Below are 18161 nucleotides of genomic sequence, written 5' to 3' on the forward strand. Positions count from 1 at the left end.
AGCGCGTGCGCGTGGCCGTGTGCGGCCGGTTGGCCAGGCGTAGCCCAGGACCGGGAGTAGCCGAGTGGAAAGCTTTTTCTCATTCATCCTCTACCCGGTGTCGGCGATCTTGTGGTTCTGGCACAAGATCTTCGGCGCCGTGCTGGGGCCGGACAACGGCTTCGCCTGGGCGCTGTCGGTGTTCTTCCTGGTCTTCTCGCTGCGCGTGGTGCTGATCAAGCCCGCGATCAGCCAGATGCGCGCGGGCCGCAAGATGGCCAAGTTCGCGCCGCACATGCAGAAGCTGCGCGAGAAGTACAAGAACGACCGCCAGCGCATGGCGCAGGAGATGCAGAAGCTGCAGTCCGAGCACGGGGTCAACCCGCTCGGCGGCTGCCTCCCGGCGCTGCTGCAGATCCCGGTCTTCCTGAGCCTGTTCCACGTGCTGCGCAACTTCCACCCGGGCGCGCAGAGCAACTTCATCTTCGACAAGGAAGGCGTCGACTCCTTCATCCAGGCCGACATCTTCGGCGCGAAGCTGTCGAACTGGATCACCCAGCCGGCCGACCAGCTGGCCCTGTTCGGCACCGACCGCGCGTCGATGATGACCGTGGCGATCCCGCTGATGCTGATCGCCTCGGTGGCCACCTTCTTCACCATGCGGCTCTCGGTGAAGAAGCAGACCGACATGACCGCGGCCAACCCGCAGTCGGCCATGATGGCCAAGTTCATGATGTACATCGCGCCGATCGGCGCGATCATCTCGGGTTGGTTCCTGCCGATCGCGGTCCTGCTGTACTGGCTGGCGAACAACGTCTGGACCCTGGGGCAGCAGCACTTCCTGACCAAGAAGATCGACCACGAGCAGGAGCGCGAGCGGCAGCAGGAGATCGAGGCCAAGAAGGCCGCCCCGCGCCCGAAGCCCGGTCAGAAGCCGACGCGCGACGGCAAGGCGGAGAGCGAGGCCGAGCCCGCCGAGGGCGAGGGCGAGACGGCCACCGCGACCGCGGGCAAGCCCGCCCCGGGCCAGAAGCCGAAGCAGGCCGGCCAGCGGCCCAACGGCGCGAAACCGGGCGGCAAGAAGAACCAGCCCAAGAACCGGCCGGGCAAGCAGGCCGCCTCGGCCAAGAAGGGCAAGAAGCGCCGATAGCGACCCGCGGACGACGCCTCCGATCTCGAAAGGTCGGGGGCGTCGTTTTCGTTATCGAGGTGTGTCCGACCTGCCGGAGGGTCGGCCGAGCTCGCCGGTAAAGTCGGTTTTAACCGGACCGGGAACCGATCGGGTCAACCGGACGTTGGCCTTGGTGACGGCGCACGTACGCCCAGGAGGACTGAGTTGCGCACTACGAGCAACCCCGCGTTCCGCAACCTGCCTAGCGGCGGGTACGCGAACTTCGACTACGGCCAGGGGCAGCCGCCCTTCGGCCAGACGCAGGCCGCCCCGCCGCAGGCGACGCGCCCGATGACGATCGACGACGTGGTCACCAAGACGGGGATCACGCTCGGCCTCGCGGTGATCACCGCCGCGCTGACCTTCATGGTCGGTCAGGCCGCGGTCGCGCTGGCTCTGCCCGCGGCGCTCGTCGGCCTGGTGATCGCCCTGGTGATCACCTTCAAGAAGAAGGTCAGCCCGGCGCTGGTCATCGCCTACTCGGCGGTCGAGGGCGTGTTCCTCGGCGGGATCAGCTGGCTGTTCGCCACGATGTTCAACCCGGGCATCATCATGCAGGCGATCGTGGGCACCCTGGGTGTCTTCGCGGCGATGCTCGTGGTCTACAAGACCGGCGCGATCCGGGTGACCCCGAAGCTGACCAAGTGGATCATCGGCGCGGTGGCCGGCGTCGCCGTGATGATGCTGGTGAACCTCGTCGCCTCGTTCTTCATCGACGGCGGCCTGGGCCTGCGCGACGGCGGCCCGCTGGCGATCGGCTTCAGCCTGCTGTGCATCGGCATCGCCGCGTTCAGCTTCCTGCTGGACTTCGACGCCGCCGACAAGGCCATCCGCGCCGGCGTGGACGCCAAGTTCGCCTGGTACGTCGCCTTCGGCCTGATGGTCACGCTGGTCTGGCTGTACCTGGAGATCCTGCGGCTGCTGTCGTACTTCCAGAACGACTAGCTCCGGAGAGCTGAAAGTGGGCGCCACCTCCGCGGTGGCGCCCACTTCTTCGTTCCCGGGGCGGGCTGCGAACGGCGTCCGCAGCCCGCGGGGATCAGCTCAGGCGTTCGAGCACCATGGCCATGCCCTGCCCGCCGCCGACGCACATCGTCTCCAGGCCGAACTGCTTGTCGTGGTGCTGCAGCGAGTTCAGCAGGGTGTTGGTGATGCGCGCACCGGTCATGCCGAACGGGTGGCCCACCGCGATCGCGCCGCCGTTGACGTTGACCTTCTCCAGCGGCAGGCCCAGGTCCTGGTAGGACGGGATGACCTGCGCGGCGAAGGCCTCGTTGATCTCGGCGAGGTCGATGTCGCCGATGCTCATCCCGGCGCGCTTGAGGGCCTGCTTGGAGGCCTCCACCGGGCCCAGGCCCATGATCTCCGGGGACAGCCCGGACACGCCGGTGGACACGATGCGGGCCAGCGGGGTCAGGCCGAGCTGCTTGGCCTTGGTGTCGCTCATGATCACCAGGGCCGCGGCGCCGTCGTTGAGCGGGCAGCAGTTGCCCGCGGTGATCCGGCCGTCGGGGCGGAAGACCGGCTTGAGGCCGGAGACCGCCTCCTTGGTCACGCCCGCGCGCGGGCCGTCGTCGGCCTCGACCACGGTGCCGTCCGGAGTGGTGACCGGGGTGATCTCGCGGGACCAGAAGCCGTTGGCGATGGCCTTCTCGGCGAGGTTCTGCGAGCGGACGCCGAAGTCGTCCATCTCGTCGCGGGTGACGCCCTTCAGCCGGGCGAGGTTCTCCGCGGTCTGGCCCATCGGGATGTAGACGTCCGGCAGCAGGTCCTGCCCGCGCGGGTCGGTCCAGGTGTCCGCGCCCTGCTCGGCGGTGGCCTGGGTGCGCGCCTCGGCGTCGGCGAAGAGCGGGTTGTGGGTGTCCGGCAGCGAGTCGGAGTTGCCCTTGGCGAACCGGGAGACCATCTCGACGCCGGCGCTGATGAACACGTCGCCCTCGCCGGCCTTGATCGCGTGCAGCGCCATCCGGGTGGTCTGCAGGCTCGACGAGCAGTAGCGGGTGATGGTGGTGCCGGGCAGCTGGTCGTAGCCGAGCAGCACCGAGACCACGCGCGCGAGGTTGAAGCCCTGCTCGCCGCCGGGCAGGCCGCAGCCGAGCATCAGGTCGTCGATCTCGGACGGGTCGAGCTCGGGGACCTGGTCCAGGGCCGCCCTGATCACCTGGGCGGTGATGTCGTCGGGGCGCAGGTCCTTCAGCGACCCCTTGCCGGCGCGACCGATCGGCGACCGCGTCGCGGAGACGATGACAGCTTCAGGCATGGGAACTCCTTCGTTCGCCGGGGGAGGGAGGACCGCTCGGGAGCGGTTGTTACTGACCAGTCACTTTAAGCCCGCCACCCCCATCCTCGCGGTGACCCTCGCCACCGACAACCCCCAAACCGACCAGTCGGTCTCTCCCGCGTCGGCACGGGTCTCCCCGACCGCCCCAAAACCTGCCGAAACGCGACCCGGAATGGGAGGCGAATCCGTCCCCGAATCACCTCCCGATCGGGGTGCGGAACGGGAGGTGGTTCGGGGGACGGATCGGGGTGATTCGGTCAGGGGTTGGGGCGGTGGTGGTGGAGGCGGCGGTTGAGGTGGGCGATGAGGCGGCTGGTGGGGCGGCGGGCCTCCGCGGCCTCGGAGCGGGTGGGAGCCGCCGGGAGGGGACCGCCCTGCCAGGCGCCCACCGCCATGCACATCACCGGCAGCAGGAGCTCGGCGGCGGCCTCGTAGCCGGCGGCCGACGGGTGGAAGTTGTCCGGGCTGAAGAACTCCGCGGGCCGGGCCAGGAACTCCGGAGACAGCAGATCCGCCAGCGGGACCGCGTCGCCGCCGTTGGCCTCCACCTCGCGGCGCTGCGCCCTGGCCAGCGCGAAGCTCCAGCGGCTGGCCACCGAGCGCAGCGGCTGCGGGATCGGGCGGACCGCGCCCAGGTCCGGGCAGGTGCCCACCACGACCTGCACGTCGGCGGCCACGAGCTCGCGCACCGCCTTGCCGAGCAGGCTCGCCGAGGTCGACACCGCCAGCTGCGAGGTCACGTCGTTGGCCCCGATGAGGATCAGCGCGATCTCGGGCGGGTTGCGCAGCACGGCCTCGACCTGCCCGGAGAGCTCCCGCGAGGTGGTGCCGACGATGGCGTGCGTGCGCAGCGCGACCGGTCGGTCCAGCTCGTCGGCCAGCCCCCGCGCCAGCCGGACCCCGGGCAGCTCGGCCGGGAAGTCCACGCCCAGCCCCGCCGCCGAGGAATCGCCGAGCACCGCGAACTCCAGCGGGCGGGTGCCGGCGGGCAGCTCGGCGCGCGGCACCGGGCCCACGTCGCCGGGCAGGTGCACCCCGTCCGCGCGCAGCGGGCCCGCCGCCGGCGGTCCGATGACCCGGCGCGCGTGCCCGGCCTGGCCGTTGAGCAGGCCGTAGGCCGCGCCGGAGAGCCCTCCCGCGGTCCCCGCCGCCAGCAGGGCGAGCCGCAACGCCTTCACCCCGATCATGACCCCTCCTCGCACCACCTCTGCCGCGCCGCTCCTGGTCATGCTCACCCATCCGCACGGCGGTGGGCCCGTTGAACACGCCCCGTCATCGGGAAGACGCTCGCGGCGTCGAAAACCTTCCCTTTACGTGTGTCGTCGGGCAGGTCGCTTGGGTTAGCGTCTGACCAGGCGATTACGCTCGATTCCGCAACCGCCGCGCGCGCTCGGGAGTCGTGCGCGCGGCCACTCCGACGAGCGAGTTGAGGACGGGACGTGGACTACGTCGAGCACGTCACCGAGCTGGTGGGCAACACCCCGCTGGTCCGGTTGAACGCGGTGGCCACCGGGCAACCCCCGGTGCTGGCCAAGGTCGAGTACTTGAATCCCGGCGGCAGCGTCAAGGATCGCATCGCGCTGCGCATGATCGAGGCGGCCGAGGAGTCCGGCGAGCTCAAGCCCGGCGGGACGATCGTCGAGCCCACCTCGGGCAACACCGGGGTCGGCCTGGCGATGGTCGCCCAGCGCAAGGGCTACCGCTGCGTGTTCGTCTGCCCGGACAAGGTCAGCGACGACAAGCGCAACGTGCTCAAGGCCTACGGCGCCGAGGTCGTGGTGTGCCCGACCGCGGTCCCGCCGGAGCACGCGGACTCCTACTACAGCGTCTCCGACCGGCTGGTCGAGGAGATCGAGGGCGCCTGGAAGCCCAACCAGTACGCCAACCCGGCCAACCCGGAGTCCCACGTGCACTCCACCGGCCCCGAGATCTGGGAGCAGACCGGCGGCAAGGTCACGCACTTCGTGGCGGGCATCGGCACCGGTGGCACCATCTCGGGAACCGGTTCGTACCTGAAGAAGGTCTCCGACGGCCAGGTCAAGATCATCGGTGCCGACCCGGAGGGCTCGGTCTACTCCGGTGGCCACGGCCGTCCGTACCTGGTCGAGGGCGTCGGCGAGGACTTCTGGCCGAGCACCTACGACCGCGACATCTGCGACGAGATCGTGCCGATCTCCGACGCCGACTCCTTCCAGATGACCCGGCGGCTGGCCCACGAGGAGGCGCTGCTGGTCGGCGGTTCCTGCGGGATGGCGGTGGCCGCGGCCCTGGAGGTCGCCAAGACCGCGGACCCGGACTCGGTGATCGTGGTGCTGCTCCCGGACGGCGGTCGCGGGTACCTCGGCAAGGTCTTCAACGACTCCTGGATGGCCTCCTACGGCTTCCTCTCGCCGGACCACGGCGGCGGCTCCGTCGGCGACGTGCTGCGCCGCAAGGACGGCACGATCCCGGAGCTGGTGCACATCCACCCCACCGAGACCGTCGCGGACGCGGTGGTCATCCTGCGCGAGTTCAACGTCTCGCAGATGCCGGTGGTCAAGGCCGAGCCGCCGGTGATGGCCGCCGAGGTCGTCGGCGCGATCAACGAGCGCGACCTGCTGGACGCCCTGTTCGCCGGGCGGGCCAACCTGGCGGACAAGGTCGAGGACCACATGTCCCCGCCGCTGCCCACGATCGGCGCGGGCGAGGAGATCAGCTCCGCGATGACGGCGCTGACCGGCGCGGACGGGGCGATGGTCCTGGTCGACGGCAAGCCCGCCGGGGTGGTCACGCGCCAGGATGTGCTTGGATTCATCGCCGGGCGATGACGACTTGTCGCGGATGGCCACGATGATCACGGAGATCAGATAGCGTGGTGGTCGTCGTATGCCCAGGACTTTGGACGCCGCAAGGGAGTAGTACCCGATGAGCTCTCCGCAGCCGCCGGACGGCGGTCAGCAGGGTTCGGACCCGATTTCGAACCGCATGGACCCCCAGGACCCGAACCAGGCCGGCGGTGACTCGACTCAGGTCGTGCGGCCGGTGCAGCAGCAGTCCGGGCAGGACCAGTCCTCGACCGGCGAGTCGACCCAGATGGTGCAGCCGGGTCAGCAGCCCGGCCAGGCCGGCGACTCCACCCAGGTGGTGCCGCCGTCGGCGCAGCCCGGTCCGCAGCCGATGTACCAGCAGCCGGGCCTGGGCGGGCAGCCGGGTGGCGCCGAGGCGACCTCGATGGTCCCGCCGTCGGCACAGCCGCCGCAGCCCATGTACCAGCAGCCGGGCACCCAGTCCCAGCCCGGCGGGTTCCCGGCCCAGCCGCAGCAGGCCCACGGCACGCCCGGCAGCGGCTTCCCGGCCCCGCAGGCGCAGGGCTTCGGCGCCCCGCCGCCGGGACCGGGCTTCTACGGCCAGCAGGAAGCCGGCAACCCGGGGCTGGCGAAGCTGTGCGCGATCCTGGGCATCGTCTTCGGCGGCCTGGGAGTCATCTTCGGCATCGTCGGGATCGTCGGCCTGGCCGCCGCGTCCTCGATGATGTCCTCGCTGCCGCCGGGCATGGCGGCGGAGATGCCCAGCATGGGCCTGCTCTACACGATGAGCATCATCGGCATGATCGCTTCGATCGTGTACCTCGTCGGCGGCATCCTGCTGCTCAAGCGGAAGGCCATCGGCGCGCTGATGATCGGCGGTGCGGCCGCCGTCGGCGTGCTCGCCGGGCTGATCAACATGATCATGTACCCCAGCTTCTCCCCGGTCATCGGGATGCTCTTCGGCATCGCCCTGGCCGTGCTGGCCTTCCTGCCGCAGGTGCGCGCCTGGGCCAACGGCGGCGCTCCCGCGCCGGCGGCTTCCGGTGGATTCGGCCCGCCCCAGGGCGGCTTCGGTCAGCCCCAGCAGGGCGGCTTCGGCCAGCCCCCGCAGCAGGGCTTCGGCCAGCAGCCGCCCCAGCAGTTCGGCCAGCAGCCGCAGCAGCCCCCGCAGCAGTTCGGCCAGCCCCCGCAGCAGGGCTACGGCCAGCCCCCGCAGCAGGGCTACGGGCAGCCGCCGCAGCAGCCCCCGCAGGGCGGCTACGGCCAGCCCCCGCAGCCGCCGCAGTGGTGAGCTGACAGCGAGTCGAAGTGCCCCCGACCTGGCCAGGTCGGGGGCACTTCGCTGTCGTAGGCTGCTCGGCATGAGTGATGGCTTTGCCACCCGCGCGATCCACGCGGGCCAGGAGGCGGACCCGACGACCGGATCGGTGATCGTGCCGATCCACGCCACGTCGACCTACGCGCAGGACGGGGTCGGCGGGATGCGCGCCGGCTACGAGTACTCGCGCACCGGCAACCCGACCCGAACGGCCCTGGAGCAGTGCCTGGCCGACCTGGAGGGCGCCCGGCACGGGCGGGCCTACGCCTCGGGCATGGCGGCCACCGACGCCCTGCTGCGCTCCGCGCTGCGCCCGGGCGACCACATGGTCATCCCGGACGACGCCTACGGCGGCACCTTCCGGCTGATCGACAAGGTGCTCACCGGCTGGGGGATCTCCTACACCCCGGCGCAGGTCTCCGACGTCGACGCCGTGCGCGCGGCGATCCAGGACAACACCAAGCTGATCTGGGTCGAGACGCCGACCAACCCGCTGCTCAACATCGCCGACATCGCCGCGATCGGGCAGCTGGCCGACGAGCGCGGCCTGAAGATGGTCGTGGACAACACCTTCGCCTCGCCGTTCCTGCAGCAGCCCATCGAGCTGGGCGCCACGGCGGTCGTGCACTCCACCACCAAGTACCTCGGCGGGCACTCCGACGTGGTCGGCGGTGTCGCGGTCACCTCCGACGACGAGCTGGCCGAGCAGCTGGCGTTCCTGCAGAACGGCGCGGGCGCGGTCCCCGGCCCGTTCGACGCGTTCCTGACCCTGCGCGGAGTCAAGACGCTCGGCGTGCGCATGGAGCGGCACAGCGCCAACGCCGAGCGCGTGGTCGCCGCGCTGGCCGACCACCCGAAGGTCGCCAAGATCTTCTACCCGGGGCTGGCCGACCACCCGGGGCACGAGGTCGCGGCCAAGCAGATGAAGCTCTTCGGCGGCATGGTGTCGTTCACCCACGTCGACGGCGAGCAGGCCGCCCTGGACGTCTGCGCGAAGACCCGGCTGTTCACCCTCGCCGAGTCGCTGGGCGGGGTCGAGTCGCTGATCGAGCACCCGGGGCGGATGACGCACGCGAGCACCGCGGGCTCGATGCTGCAGGTCCCGGCGGACCTGGTGCGCCTGTCCGTGGGCATCGAGGAGGCCGACGACCTGGTCGAGGACCTGCTCCAGGCCCTGGGCTGACCAGCGGTTCTCCGCTTCCACGGGAACCGCCTTGCTCGACACCGCGGCGGGTTCTGAGCGGCTCCGCCGACTCCGGGCGCCGCTCCTCGTGGCGCTGAGCGGCGTCGCGGCGTCCTCGTCACGACGCCGCTCAGAACCCGCCGCTGTTCCGGCTGGAGCCCACCCGGAACAGCCGCTCCGCCGCACGCCCGAGCAGAACGGCTAGGGCGCGATGCCCAGGGGATCGCCCTCGGCGGGGTTCTGCGGGACCACCGGGAGGTCGCTGGGCTGCAAGCAGCCGCCGACCAGCTCGATCACCCCGTCGCGCTCCAGGTACGCGCCCGGCTCCTCGCAGCCGGACTGCAGGACCACCAGCGCCGCCGCGCCGGACAGGACCGCGGCGGTCAGCAGACCGGTGGCCAGCGGGACCGCGCTGCTGTGCTGCGCCATGTTCCCTCCCCGGCTGCTCGAAGCCACTGCGCCGTCACATCTCGTCATCAGAGGGTACCGAACGCGCCGCCCGGGTCGCCGGAGATCAGCGGTGGCACGATTGGCCCATGCAGCTGGTAGACCTGGATCGCATCCACGAGGCGGACAAGAAGCTCGCCGACGTCGCGCGCCGCACGCCGTTGGAGCACTCCCGCGTCCTCGGCGAGTTCGTCGGCGGGGACATCTACCTCAAGTGCGAGAACTTGCAGCGCACCGGCTCGTTCAAGCTCCGCGGCGCTTACGTGCGCTTGCTCGGGTTGAGCCCCGAGCAGCGCGCGGCCGGGGTGGTGGCAGCGAGCGCGGGCAACCACGCGCAGGGCGTGGCGCTCGCCGCGGCGCAGCTGGGCATCGGGGCGACGGTGTTCATGCCCGAGCGCGCGCCGCTGCCGAAGCTGGAGGCGACCAAGTCCTACGGCGCCGAGGTCCGGCTGCACGGGGCCAACGTCGCCGAGACCCTCGTCGCCGCGCGGGAGCACGCCGAGCGCACCGGCGCGGAGTTCATCCACCCGTTCGACCACCCGGACATCATCGCCGGTCAGGGCACCGTCGGCCTGGAGATCCTGGAGCAGCTGCCGGACGTGCGCACCGTCCTGGTGCCCACCGGCGGGGGCGGGCTGGTCGCCGGGGTCGCCGCGGCGGTCAAGGCCCGCAAGCCGGAGGTGAAGGTGCTGGCGGTGCAGGCCGAGCAGGCCGCGGCCTGGCCGGGATCGCTGGCCGCGGGAAAGCCGGTCGCGCTGCGCGAGACCCACACGATGGCCGACGGGATCGCCGTGGCCGAACCGGGCGCCGTGCCGTTCGCGCACGTCAGAGAGCTCGCCGACGGCGTTCTCACGGTCACCGAGGAGTCGCTGTCCCGGGCCCTGCTGCTGTGCCTGGAACGGGCGAAGCTCGTGGTCGAGCCCGCGGGCGTGGCCGCGGTGGCCGCGCTGCTGGAGCACCCGGAGCAGGTCGTCTCGCCGACCGCCGCGATCGTCTCCGGCGGCAACATCGACCCGCTGCTGATGCTGCAGCTCATCCAGCACGGCATGACCTCCGCCGGTCGCTACCTCTCGCTGCGCGTCCGGCTGCCCGACCGCCCCGGCTCGCTCGCGGCGCTGCTCGCCCGGCTGGGGGAGCTGACCGCGAACGTGATCGACATCGAGCACTCCCGGATCGCGGGCGCGCTGGCGCTCGGCGAGGTCGACGTCGAGGTCTCGCTGGAGACCCGCGGGCCGGAGCACCGGGAGTACGTCGTCGAGCAGCTGGAGGCCACCGGGTACACGATCCTGGCGCGGCGGTAGGGGTTCGGCCGCGGCCGCTCGCCGGGGGCGGCGTGTAGCTTTGGGCCAAACCACCAGCGATCGGGGAGCGTGACGTGCCCGGAAGCCTGGATTCCCTGGACGCGCGACTGCTGCTGCTGCTCAGCGATGAGCCGAGGCTGGGCGTGCTGGAGTGCTCCCGCCGGCTCGGCGTCGCGCGCGGCACCGTGCAGGCGCGGATGGACCGCATGATCGAGCGCGGCGTGCTGCGCGGCTTCCCGCCCGAGCTCGACCTGGCCGAGATGGGCTACGGGCTGACGGCCTTCGCGGTCCTGGAGATCGCGCAGGGGTACCGCGCCCCGGTCGTCGAGCAGCTGGAGGCCATCGACGAGGTGTGCGAGGTGCACGCAACCACGGGGCAGGGCGACCTGTTCGTGCGCATGGTGGCCACCGACAACGCCGACCTGCAGCGGGTGATCGACGAGGTGGTCGCCGCGCCGGGGGTGCGGCGCACCTCGACGTCGATCGCGCTGTCCACCCCGGTCGCGCCCAGGGTGCGCCCGCTGCTCGACCGCCTCGCCGAGGCCGAGTAGGGCGAAACATCGCGGGCGCCCCCCGGCAGCGGGGGACGCCCGCGAATGCAGCGGCCCGGAATCGATTCCTGAATGCGCTGAAGGCGCGAAGATGTTTCGGTGGTCGATTCGCCGTGGGCGATGCCCTGATCGACGAATGCGCGAATGCGCAATTGCGCGCGATCAGCCGGTGTAGGGCTCCGCCTTGACCAGGGTGACCTTCATGGTGCCGCCGTTGGGCAGCTCGTACTCGCGAGCCTCGCCCTCCTCGGCGTCCAGCAGCGCCTGGCCCAGCGGCGAGCTCGGGGAGTAGACCTCGAGGTCGCCGTGCGCGCCCTCCTCGCGGGTGGCCAGCAGGAACTTCTCGGTCTCGTCCTCGTCGTCGAAGCGGACGGTCAGCACCGAGCCGGGCTTGGCGACACCGGACTGGGTGGGCACGTCGCCGACCTTGGCGGTGCGCAGCAGTTCCTGCAGCTGGCGGATCCGGGACTCGACCTGGCCCTGCTCCTCGCGGGCGGCGTGGTAACCGCCGTTCTCCCGCAGGTCGCCCTCCTCGCGGGCTTCGTTGATCTTCGCGGCGATCGCCGGGCGGTTGGCCACGAGCTCGTCCAGCTCACCCTTGAGCCGGTCGTAAGCATCCTGGGTCAGCCAGGTCACCTGGGTATCGCTCACGGTCACCACTCCTCGTCGACTGCGACCCGCGCTCGCGCGGGACTCATTCCAATTCCGTGCTTTTCTCGGGCCGATGCCAAGTAACGGAAAAACACGGCCCGCGTCGGGGCCGTGCTGCAGTCGACGATAGCACGAATCAACACGCCGAGGGGCCGGAATTTCGAGCCGCCCGGCGTGGTGCGGTGTTGTTCACCCGGTTGGCCGCGTCTGGGTGGACAGATATTCAGGAACGTTGTAAGTGCAGCCGTACACCTCCCCGATGACGGCTCTGCCGGACGTGCGCAGCTGGGTCTCCTGCCGGGTCACGCCCTCGGACGGGTGGATGAGCACCTCGCGCCTGCCGACCTCGACACCGGACTCGGCGCGCGCCCGGACCACGCAATCGGCGGGCTTGGCCGGGTCGTCGCGCTGGACCTCGACGGTGACCTGCACCGTGTGGTCGTCCACGATGCGGAAGGCGACCTGCTTGCCGTCGATCGGCGGACTGCCCAGGTTGCGGTAGCCGAGGACGGCCACCCCCACCAGCGCCACCAGCGCGAGGGCGAGCAGCGACCAGCGCAGCGCGGGGCGGGATCGCGCGACGCGGCCGCGCGATCCGTACCGCTCCGGCGGGAGCTGCTGGTTCGTCACTCGACCCGACGGCCCTTCGGTCTCCGGCTGCGATTCGGCGGCGCCGTCCGGGGGCGGCGCCGGTGGTGTCGGTCCCACCGGGAACAATGGGGCCGGACATTCGCGTTGAGTATCCCCGGGGGCGTCCGGCGGCTCGACGGCGGGGCCGCGTTCTTCGGACGGATACCGCGACGGCGCGTCGCGAAGGATGCCGTAACGCTTTACCCAGGGCGGATGCTCACACGAGCGGGAGGAACAACGGGGCGATGGCGGAAAAGCTGCGGCTCATGACGGTGCACGCGCACCCGGACGACGAGGCCAGCAAGGGGGCCGCGACCACCGCGCGCTACGTGGCCGAAGGTCACGACGTGATGGTCGTCACCTGCACTGGAGGCGAGGCGGGAAGCATCCTCAACCCCGCCATGGAGCGGCCGGAGGTGGAGGCGAACCTCACCCGGATCCGCAGGGAGGAGATGGCCCGGGCCGCGGAGATCCTAGGGGTCCAGCACCGCTGGCTGGGCTACGTCGACTCCGGCCTGCCGGAGGGCGACCCGCCCCCGCCGCTGCCCGAGGGCGTGTTCGCCACGCTGCCCGTCGAGGAGGAGACCCGCGAGCTGGTCAAGGTCATCCGGGAGTTCCGGCCGCACGTGCTGATCACCTACGACGAGAACGGCGGCTACCCGCACCCGGACCACATCCGGACCCACGAGATCTCGGTGGCGGCCTTCGACGCCGCGGGCGACCCGGACCTGTTCACCGGCGACGGCGAGCCGTGGCAGCCGTTGAAGCTGTACTACTCGCACGGCTTCTCCCGCAAGCGCATGCAGCTGTTCCACGAGTCCCTGCTCGCCGACGGCAAGGAGTCGCCGTACACCGCCTGGCTGGAGCGCTGGGACGAGCAGGGCCGGCCCGACCCGGACGACCGGGTCACCACCCGGGTGCCCTGCGGCGACCACTTCGAGGCGCGCGACGACGCGCTGCGCGCCCACGCCACCCAGATCGACCCGAACAGCCGGTGGTTCGCCGTCTCCTGCGAGACTCAGCGCGAGCTGTGGCCGACCGAGGACTACGAGCTGGTCCGCTCCCTGGTCGACACCACGCTGCCGGAGGACGACCTGTTCTCCGGGGTCCAGGAGAGGGTGTGCGCATGACGGACGCGATCGCGCTGGTGCTGGCCCAGGCGCCGAACGACCCCGGCGGTCAGGGCGAGGACTTCGGCAAGTCCTCGCCGGTCGGGCTGGTGCTGCTGATCGTCCTGGTGATCGCGGTGATCTTCCTGGTCCGCTCCATGACCAAGCACCTCAAGAAGCTCCCGAAGAGCTTCGACGAGGACAAGGCGGACGCAGCGGCCCCCGCCCGCGTCAAGCGAGCCGAGGCCGAGGCCGCCGAGGAGGCGGAGGAGGCCGAGCCGTCCGCCGAAGCCGAGGACAAGGGCAGGACGGACTCCAGCACCACCTGACCCGCGGGGCCCGCGCGCACCGCGCGGTGGATCTCGCCCTTTTCATCAGAAGTCCCCCGCGGCCCGCGGGGGACTTCTGATGAAAAAGGGCGCCTCCGCGGTGATCGTCGGGCGGTTGGTGCGCGGGGCGGTCGTGGTGGGACGCTCGGGGCATGGCGAATCGGCTTGCGGACGCGACCAGCCCCTACCTGCTGCAGCACGCGGACAATCCGGTGGACTGGTGGCCGTGGTGCCCCGAGGCCTTCGAGGAGGCGCGGCGGCGGGAGGTGCCGGTGCTGCTGTCCGTCGGGTACGCGGCCTGCCACTGGTGCCACGTGATGGCGCACGAGTCCTTCGAGGACCCCGAGACCGCGGCGCTGATGAACGAGCGCTTCGTCAACATCAAGGTCGACCGGGAGGAGCGCCCGGACATCGACGCGGTCTACATGGAGGCCACCCAGGGCATGACCGGCCAGGGCGGGTGGCCGATGACCTGCTTCCTGACCGCCGACGGCGAGCCGTTCCACTGCGGCACCTACTACCCGAAGACGCCGATGCCCGGGATGCCGTCGTTCACCCAGCTGGTCACGGCGGTCGGCGACGCGTGGGCCAACCGCGGCGAGGAGGTCCGCAAGTCGGCCGCGCGGGTCGTCGAGCAGCTCAACGAGCAGCGCTCGCCGCTGCCCGAGGCGGTGCTCGACGACGAGGTGCTGGCCGGCGCGGTCGCCCGGCTGCGGGCGGAATCCGACCGCACCAACGGCGGCTTCGGCGACGCGCCGAAGTTCCCGCCGTCGATGGTGCTGGAGTTCCTGCTGCGCCACCACGAGCGCACCGGTTCCGAGGAGGCGCTGCGGCTGGCGCGGGAGACCTGCTCGGCGATGGCGCGCGGCGGGATCTACGACCAGCTTGCCGGTGGTTTCGCCCGCTACAGCGTCGACGCGGGCTGGGTGGTGCCGCACTTCGAGAAGATGCTCTACGACAACGCCCTGCTGCTGCGCGCCTACGCCCACCTCGGGCGCCTCGGCGACGAGCTGGCCGCGCGGGTGGCGCGGGAGACCGCCGAGTTCCTGCTGCGGGACCTGCGCACCCCGCAGGGCGGCTTCGCCGCTTCGCTGGACGCCGACACCGAGGGCGTGGAGGGCCTGACCTACGTGTGGACCCCGGGTCAGCTGCGCGAAGCCCTCGGCGAGGAGGACGGCGCCTGGGCGGCGGAGCTGTTCGAGGTCACCGCCGCGGGGACCTTCGAGCGGGGCAGCTCGACGCTGCAGCTGCTGCGCGACCCGGACGACGAGGCCCGCTGGGCGCGGGTGCGCGAGAGCCTGCTGGCCGCGCGCGCCGAGCGCCCGCAGCCCGGGGAGGACGACAAGGTCGTGACCGCCTGGAACGGCCAGGCGATCACCGGGCTGGTCGAGGCCGCCGCCGCGCTGGACGAACCCGGCTGGGTCGAGGCCGCGGCGCAGGCGGCCGAGCTGCTGCTGAGCGCGCACCTGGTGGACGGCAGGCTGCGGCGCACCTCCCGCGAGGGCGTGGTCGGCACGGCGGCCGGGGTGCTGGAGGACTACGCCTGCTTCGCCGACGGGCTGCTCGCGCTGCACCAGGCCACCGCCGAGGAGCGCTGGCTGAGCGCGGCGTGCGAGCTGCTGGACGTCGCGCTGGAGCAGTTCGCCGACCACGAGCACCCGGGCACCTTCCACGACACCGCCGGGGACGCGGAGGCCCTGGTGCGCAGGCCCTCCGACCCCACCGACAACGCCAGCCCGGCCGGTGCCTCGGCGCTGGCCGCGGCCCTGCTCACCGCCTCGGCGCTGGTCGGCCCCGATCGCGCGGGCGGCTACCGGAGCGCCGCCGAGCAGGCGCTCTCCCGGGTCGGCCTGCTCGTCCAGCGGGTTCCGCGCTTCGCCGGGCACTGGCTGACCGCCGCCGAGGCGAGGGCGCACGGTCCGCTGCAGGTCGCGATCGTCGGCGACGGCGGCGAGCTGCTGGCCGAGGCGCGGCGGACGGCGCCGGGCGGTGCGGTGGTCCTGGCGGGCGAGCCGGGCGCCGCCCCGCTGCTGGCCGACCGCCCGCTGGTCGACGGGCGCGCGGCCGCGTACGTGTGCCACGGGTACGTGTGCGATCACCCGGTGACCACCCGGTCGGAGCTCGCCGCGACGCTGGCGCGCTGAGCGGGGCTCCGGCCGAGAACCGAGCCCCGGGCGGGAGCGGTTCTCGGCCGGACCGGCTACGCGTAGAGCGCGAGCCAGATCGCCACGTGGTGGCAGATGGCCGCCGCGGAGACCGCGGAGTGGAAGAACTCGTGGTAGCCGAAGGTCTTCGGCCACGGGTCCGGCCGGCGGGTGGCGTAGCACACCGCGCCCAGGCTGTAGAGCACGCCGCCGACGAGGAGCAGGACCAGCGCGGCCACCCCGGCGTGGTGCAGCAGGTCGGGCAGCACGAAGACGGCCACCCAGCCCAGCGCGATGTAGACCGGGACGCCGACCCAGCGCGGGGCGTGCGGCCAGGCGAGCTTGAGCACGACGCCGCCGAGCGCGCCGCCCCAGACGACCGCGAGCACGATCGCTCCGGTGGTCGGACGCATGGCCAGCATCGCGAACGGCGTGTAGGTCCCCGCGATGAACAGGAAGATCATCGAGTGGTCCAGGCGCCGCATCCAGGTGCGGGCGCCCACCGACTGCCAGGTCTTGCGGTGATACAGCGCGCTGATGCCGAACAAGCCGAGCACCGTGGCCACGTAGATGGAGGTGCCCGCGGCCGCCGCGGGCGAGACCGTCGATGCCGCCAGCGCGATCAGGGTCGCTCCCGCGACGACCGAGACCACCAGCGACCAGAGGTGGATCCAGCCGCGCATCCGCGGCTTGATGAAGGCGTTCGCCCGTCGGGTCGAGAGTGCGTTGCTCACACCCAAGAGGCTACGGGAACGCAGGTTTTCGCCGAAGTGACCTTCATCGTCCGCGGGACACTCTCGCGGGCCGCGTTCGTCGCGGCCGACCGCGCAGCGGTGCCGCGTCGGCGGTTGCGGGGCTTCGGGTTCGTGACGGCGCGCACTCCGGCGTCACCGTTGCGACACGGGTTCGAACACGGGTGGTGAAGGCGCCGGAGGCGGGGACAGCGGCGGGGGCGGATCCGCGTAGTCTCATGTGGCGTGGCGCTCAAGGACCGGTTGAAAGACCTCATGTACGCGGCGTACGAGCGGCGGCTCGCCCGCAAGCTCGACGGGGTGCAGCACCCCCGGCACGTCGGTGTGATCTTGGACGGCAACCGCAGATGGGCCAAGGAAGCCGGCCTCGACTCCGTCCACGGGCATCGCGCGGGCGCGCGCAAGATCGCCGAGATGCTCGGCTGGTGCGAGGAGGCCCAGGTCGAGGTCGTCACGCTGTGGCTGCTGTCCACCGACAACCTCAACCGGACCGAGGACGAGCTCAAGGCGCTGATGGAGATCATCTCCGGGGTGGTCGACGAGCTGACCTCGCCGGGCAAGCCCTGGCGGGTGCGGATCGTCGGGGCGCTGGACGTGCTGCCCACGGAGACCGCCGCTCGCCTGTCGGCCGCCGCGCTGCGCACCGAGGGAAGGCCCGGGATGCAGGTGAACGTCGCGGTCGGCTACGGCGGCCGCCGGGAGATCGCCGACGCGGTGCGCAAGCTGCTGCAGCAGCACGCCGAGGTGGGCACCACCATCGAGGAGCTCGCCGAGGTGCTGACCGTCGATCACATCGCCGAGCACCTCTACACCTCCGGCCAGCCCGATCCGGACCTGCTCATCCGCACCTCGGGCGAGCAGCGGCTCTCCGGGTTCATGCTCTGGCAGTCGGCGCACTCGGAGTTCTGGTTCACCGAGGCCTACTGGCCGGAGTTCCGCCGCGTCGACTTCCTGCGCGCGCTGCGCGATTACGCGGTGCGGCACCGCCGCTACGGCGGCTAGGCGGCCGGACCAGGTGCGGGGTCCGCGGCCCCGAGCAAGGCCCAGCGGACGTGAAAAGGCCAGGCCCGTCCAGGCCTGGCCTTTCCGAAGGAGCTGTCTCAGCCCTGCGGGTGGTCGACCACCGGCGCGTTGACGCACTGGCTCGACTGCGGGGACAGGATCGGGACGACAGCGCCCAGCACCGCAACGTTGTTGCCGCAGGCCTGGACCGGCAGCACGCTGAGGTTGTTGTCGTTGAGCACGTTCACGCCGTCGTTGTCCATGCTGTCGGCGTTGGCGACAGGGGCCAGGGCCAGCAGACCGGCGGCGGCACCGGCGACAATCGCAGCCTTCTTCAGCACTTGGTTCACTCTCCTTTGAATTCCGCGGGATTCGGAGTCACACCGGGTGGGCTTCGCAAAGACCACGAGGAGGCCACCGAGCCTGGTGTGTCCCGGGGTGAAAACTACAACGGGCGTGCCGATCTCCCAAACCGAATACCACTATTGTGTGAAGGAAAAATTGGAACCCGCAGGTCGGCGCGAATT

At 71.5% G+C, this 18161-nt stretch carries 18 protein-coding genes; 11 read left to right on the top strand and 7 right to left on the bottom strand.

What is annotated here, in order from left to right; all coding sequences use genetic code 11:
* The first annotated feature begins 97 nt into the window (after window positions 1–97).
* Complete coding sequence (gene yidC / locus ACFQRI_RS10860) at window positions 98–1129, top strand: membrane protein insertase YidC (protein WP_380667241.1); 1032 nt, start codon at window positions 98–100, stop codon at window positions 1127–1129.
* A gap of 186 nt (window positions 1130–1315) precedes the next feature.
* Window positions 1316–2095 (top strand): Bax inhibitor-1/YccA family protein, encoded by a 780-nt coding sequence (locus tag ACFQRI_RS10865; RefSeq protein ID WP_380667243.1) that lies wholly within the window; start codon window positions 1316–1318, stop codon window positions 2093–2095.
* Between the two features lie 94 nt (window positions 2096–2189).
* Here the strand turns inward: ACFQRI_RS10865 and ACFQRI_RS10870 are convergent, their stop codons facing one another.
* Both ACFQRI_RS10870 and ACFQRI_RS10875 read right to left on the bottom strand, forming a co-directional pair.
* Entirely contained in the window at window positions 2190–3410 is a 1221-nt protein-coding gene (locus ACFQRI_RS10870) for an acetyl-CoA C-acetyltransferase (RefSeq protein WP_380667245.1), read from the bottom strand.
* Between the two features lie 278 nt (window positions 3411–3688).
* Window positions 3689–4618 (bottom strand): SGNH/GDSL hydrolase family protein, encoded by a 930-nt coding sequence (locus ACFQRI_RS10875; protein WP_380667247.1) that lies wholly within the window; start codon window positions 4616–4618, stop codon window positions 3689–3691.
* Between the two features lie 252 nt (window positions 4619–4870).
* Here ACFQRI_RS10875 and ACFQRI_RS10880 point away from each other — a divergent pair, with 252 nt between their 5' ends.
* The 3 genes from ACFQRI_RS10880 (at window position 4871) to ACFQRI_RS10890 (ending at window position 8718) form a co-directional block, all read left to right on the top strand.
* On the top strand, window positions 4871–6238 hold the full coding sequence (locus ACFQRI_RS10880; RefSeq protein WP_380667249.1) for a cystathionine beta-synthase: 1368 nt from the start codon (window positions 4871–4873) through the stop codon (window positions 6236–6238).
* Window positions 6239–6335: 97 nt separating this feature from the next.
* Window positions 6336–7508 carry a hypothetical protein gene (locus ACFQRI_RS10885; RefSeq protein WP_380667251.1) on the top strand — a complete coding sequence of 391 codons (1173 nt, stop codon included), beginning with the start codon at window positions 6336–6338 and terminating at the stop codon, window positions 7506–7508.
* Window positions 7509–7578: 70 nt separating this feature from the next.
* On the top strand, window positions 7579–8718 hold the full coding sequence (locus tag ACFQRI_RS10890; protein WP_380667253.1) for a cystathionine gamma-synthase: 1140 nt from the start codon (window positions 7579–7581) through the stop codon (window positions 8716–8718).
* A gap of 201 nt (window positions 8719–8919) precedes the next feature.
* Here ACFQRI_RS10890 and ACFQRI_RS10895 read toward each other — a convergent pair whose 3' ends face one another.
* Window positions 8920–9147, bottom strand: a complete 228-nt coding sequence (locus ACFQRI_RS10895; RefSeq protein ID WP_380667255.1) for a hypothetical protein — start codon at window positions 9145–9147, stop codon at window positions 8920–8922.
* Between the two features lie 107 nt (window positions 9148–9254).
* Here ACFQRI_RS10895 and ilvA point away from each other — a divergent pair, with 107 nt between their 5' ends.
* Window positions 9255–10466 (top strand): threonine ammonia-lyase, encoded by a 1212-nt coding sequence (ilvA, locus tag ACFQRI_RS10900; RefSeq protein ID WP_380667257.1) that lies wholly within the window; start codon window positions 9255–9257, stop codon window positions 10464–10466.
* 74 nt (window positions 10467–10540) lie between these two features.
* Window positions 10541–11017: an Lrp/AsnC family transcriptional regulator gene (locus ACFQRI_RS10905; protein WP_380667259.1), complete on the top strand. Its 477-nt coding sequence runs from the start codon at window positions 10541–10543 to the stop codon at window positions 11015–11017.
* A 162-nt stretch (window positions 11018–11179) separates the two neighbouring features.
* Here ACFQRI_RS10905 and greA read toward each other — a convergent pair whose 3' ends face one another.
* Together greA and ACFQRI_RS10915 are read right to left on the bottom strand one after the other, a co-directional pair.
* The gene (gene greA / locus ACFQRI_RS10910) at window positions 11180–11668 is read right to left on the bottom strand and encodes a transcription elongation factor GreA (RefSeq protein ID WP_380667261.1); all 489 of its coding nucleotides are present in this window, start codon (window positions 11666–11668) and stop codon (window positions 11180–11182) included.
* A gap of 189 nt (window positions 11669–11857) precedes the next feature.
* Entirely contained in the window at window positions 11858–12298 is a 441-nt protein-coding gene (locus tag ACFQRI_RS10915; protein WP_380667263.1) for a DUF4307 domain-containing protein, read from the bottom strand.
* 245 nt (window positions 12299–12543) lie between these two features.
* On the opposite strand from ACFQRI_RS10915, the gene mca reads away from it, so the two are divergent.
* From mca to ACFQRI_RS10930, 3 genes are all read left to right on the top strand, one after another.
* Window positions 12544–13428, top strand: coding sequence for a mycothiol conjugate amidase Mca (gene mca / locus ACFQRI_RS10920; RefSeq protein WP_380667265.1), 885 nt, complete (start codon window positions 12544–12546; stop codon window positions 13426–13428).
* Window positions 13425–13736, top strand: coding sequence for a hypothetical protein (locus ACFQRI_RS10925; RefSeq protein WP_380667267.1), 312 nt, complete (start codon window positions 13425–13427; stop codon window positions 13734–13736). The genes mca and ACFQRI_RS10925 overlap by 4 nt, the downstream gene beginning before the upstream one ends.
* A 152-nt stretch (window positions 13737–13888) precedes the next feature.
* Complete coding sequence (locus ACFQRI_RS10930) at window positions 13889–15880, top strand: thioredoxin domain-containing protein (protein WP_380667269.1); 1992 nt, start codon at window positions 13889–13891, stop codon at window positions 15878–15880.
* Window positions 15881–15936: 56 nt separating this feature from the next.
* Here ACFQRI_RS10930 and trhA read toward each other — a convergent pair whose 3' ends face one another.
* Window positions 15937–16614, bottom strand: a complete 678-nt coding sequence (trhA, locus tag ACFQRI_RS10935) for a PAQR family membrane homeostasis protein TrhA (protein ID WP_380667271.1) — start codon at window positions 16612–16614, stop codon at window positions 15937–15939.
* 243 nt (window positions 16615–16857) lie between these two features.
* On the opposite strand from trhA, the gene ACFQRI_RS10940 reads away from it, so the two are divergent.
* On the top strand, window positions 16858–17634 hold the full coding sequence (locus ACFQRI_RS10940) for an isoprenyl transferase (protein ID WP_380667273.1): 777 nt from the start codon (window positions 16858–16860) through the stop codon (window positions 17632–17634).
* 98 nt (window positions 17635–17732) lie between these two features.
* Here the strand turns inward: ACFQRI_RS10940 and ACFQRI_RS10945 are convergent, their stop codons facing one another.
* Window positions 17733–17975: a hypothetical protein gene (locus tag ACFQRI_RS10945; RefSeq protein WP_380667275.1), complete on the bottom strand. Its 243-nt coding sequence runs from the start codon at window positions 17973–17975 to the stop codon at window positions 17733–17735.
* Window positions 17976–18161 lie beyond the last annotated feature (186 nt).

Origin of the sequence: Saccharopolyspora griseoalba, assembly GCF_042665275.1 — a bacterium.
GTDB classification, from domain to species: Bacteria; Actinomycetota; Actinomycetes; order Mycobacteriales; family Pseudonocardiaceae; genus Saccharopolyspora; species Saccharopolyspora griseoalba.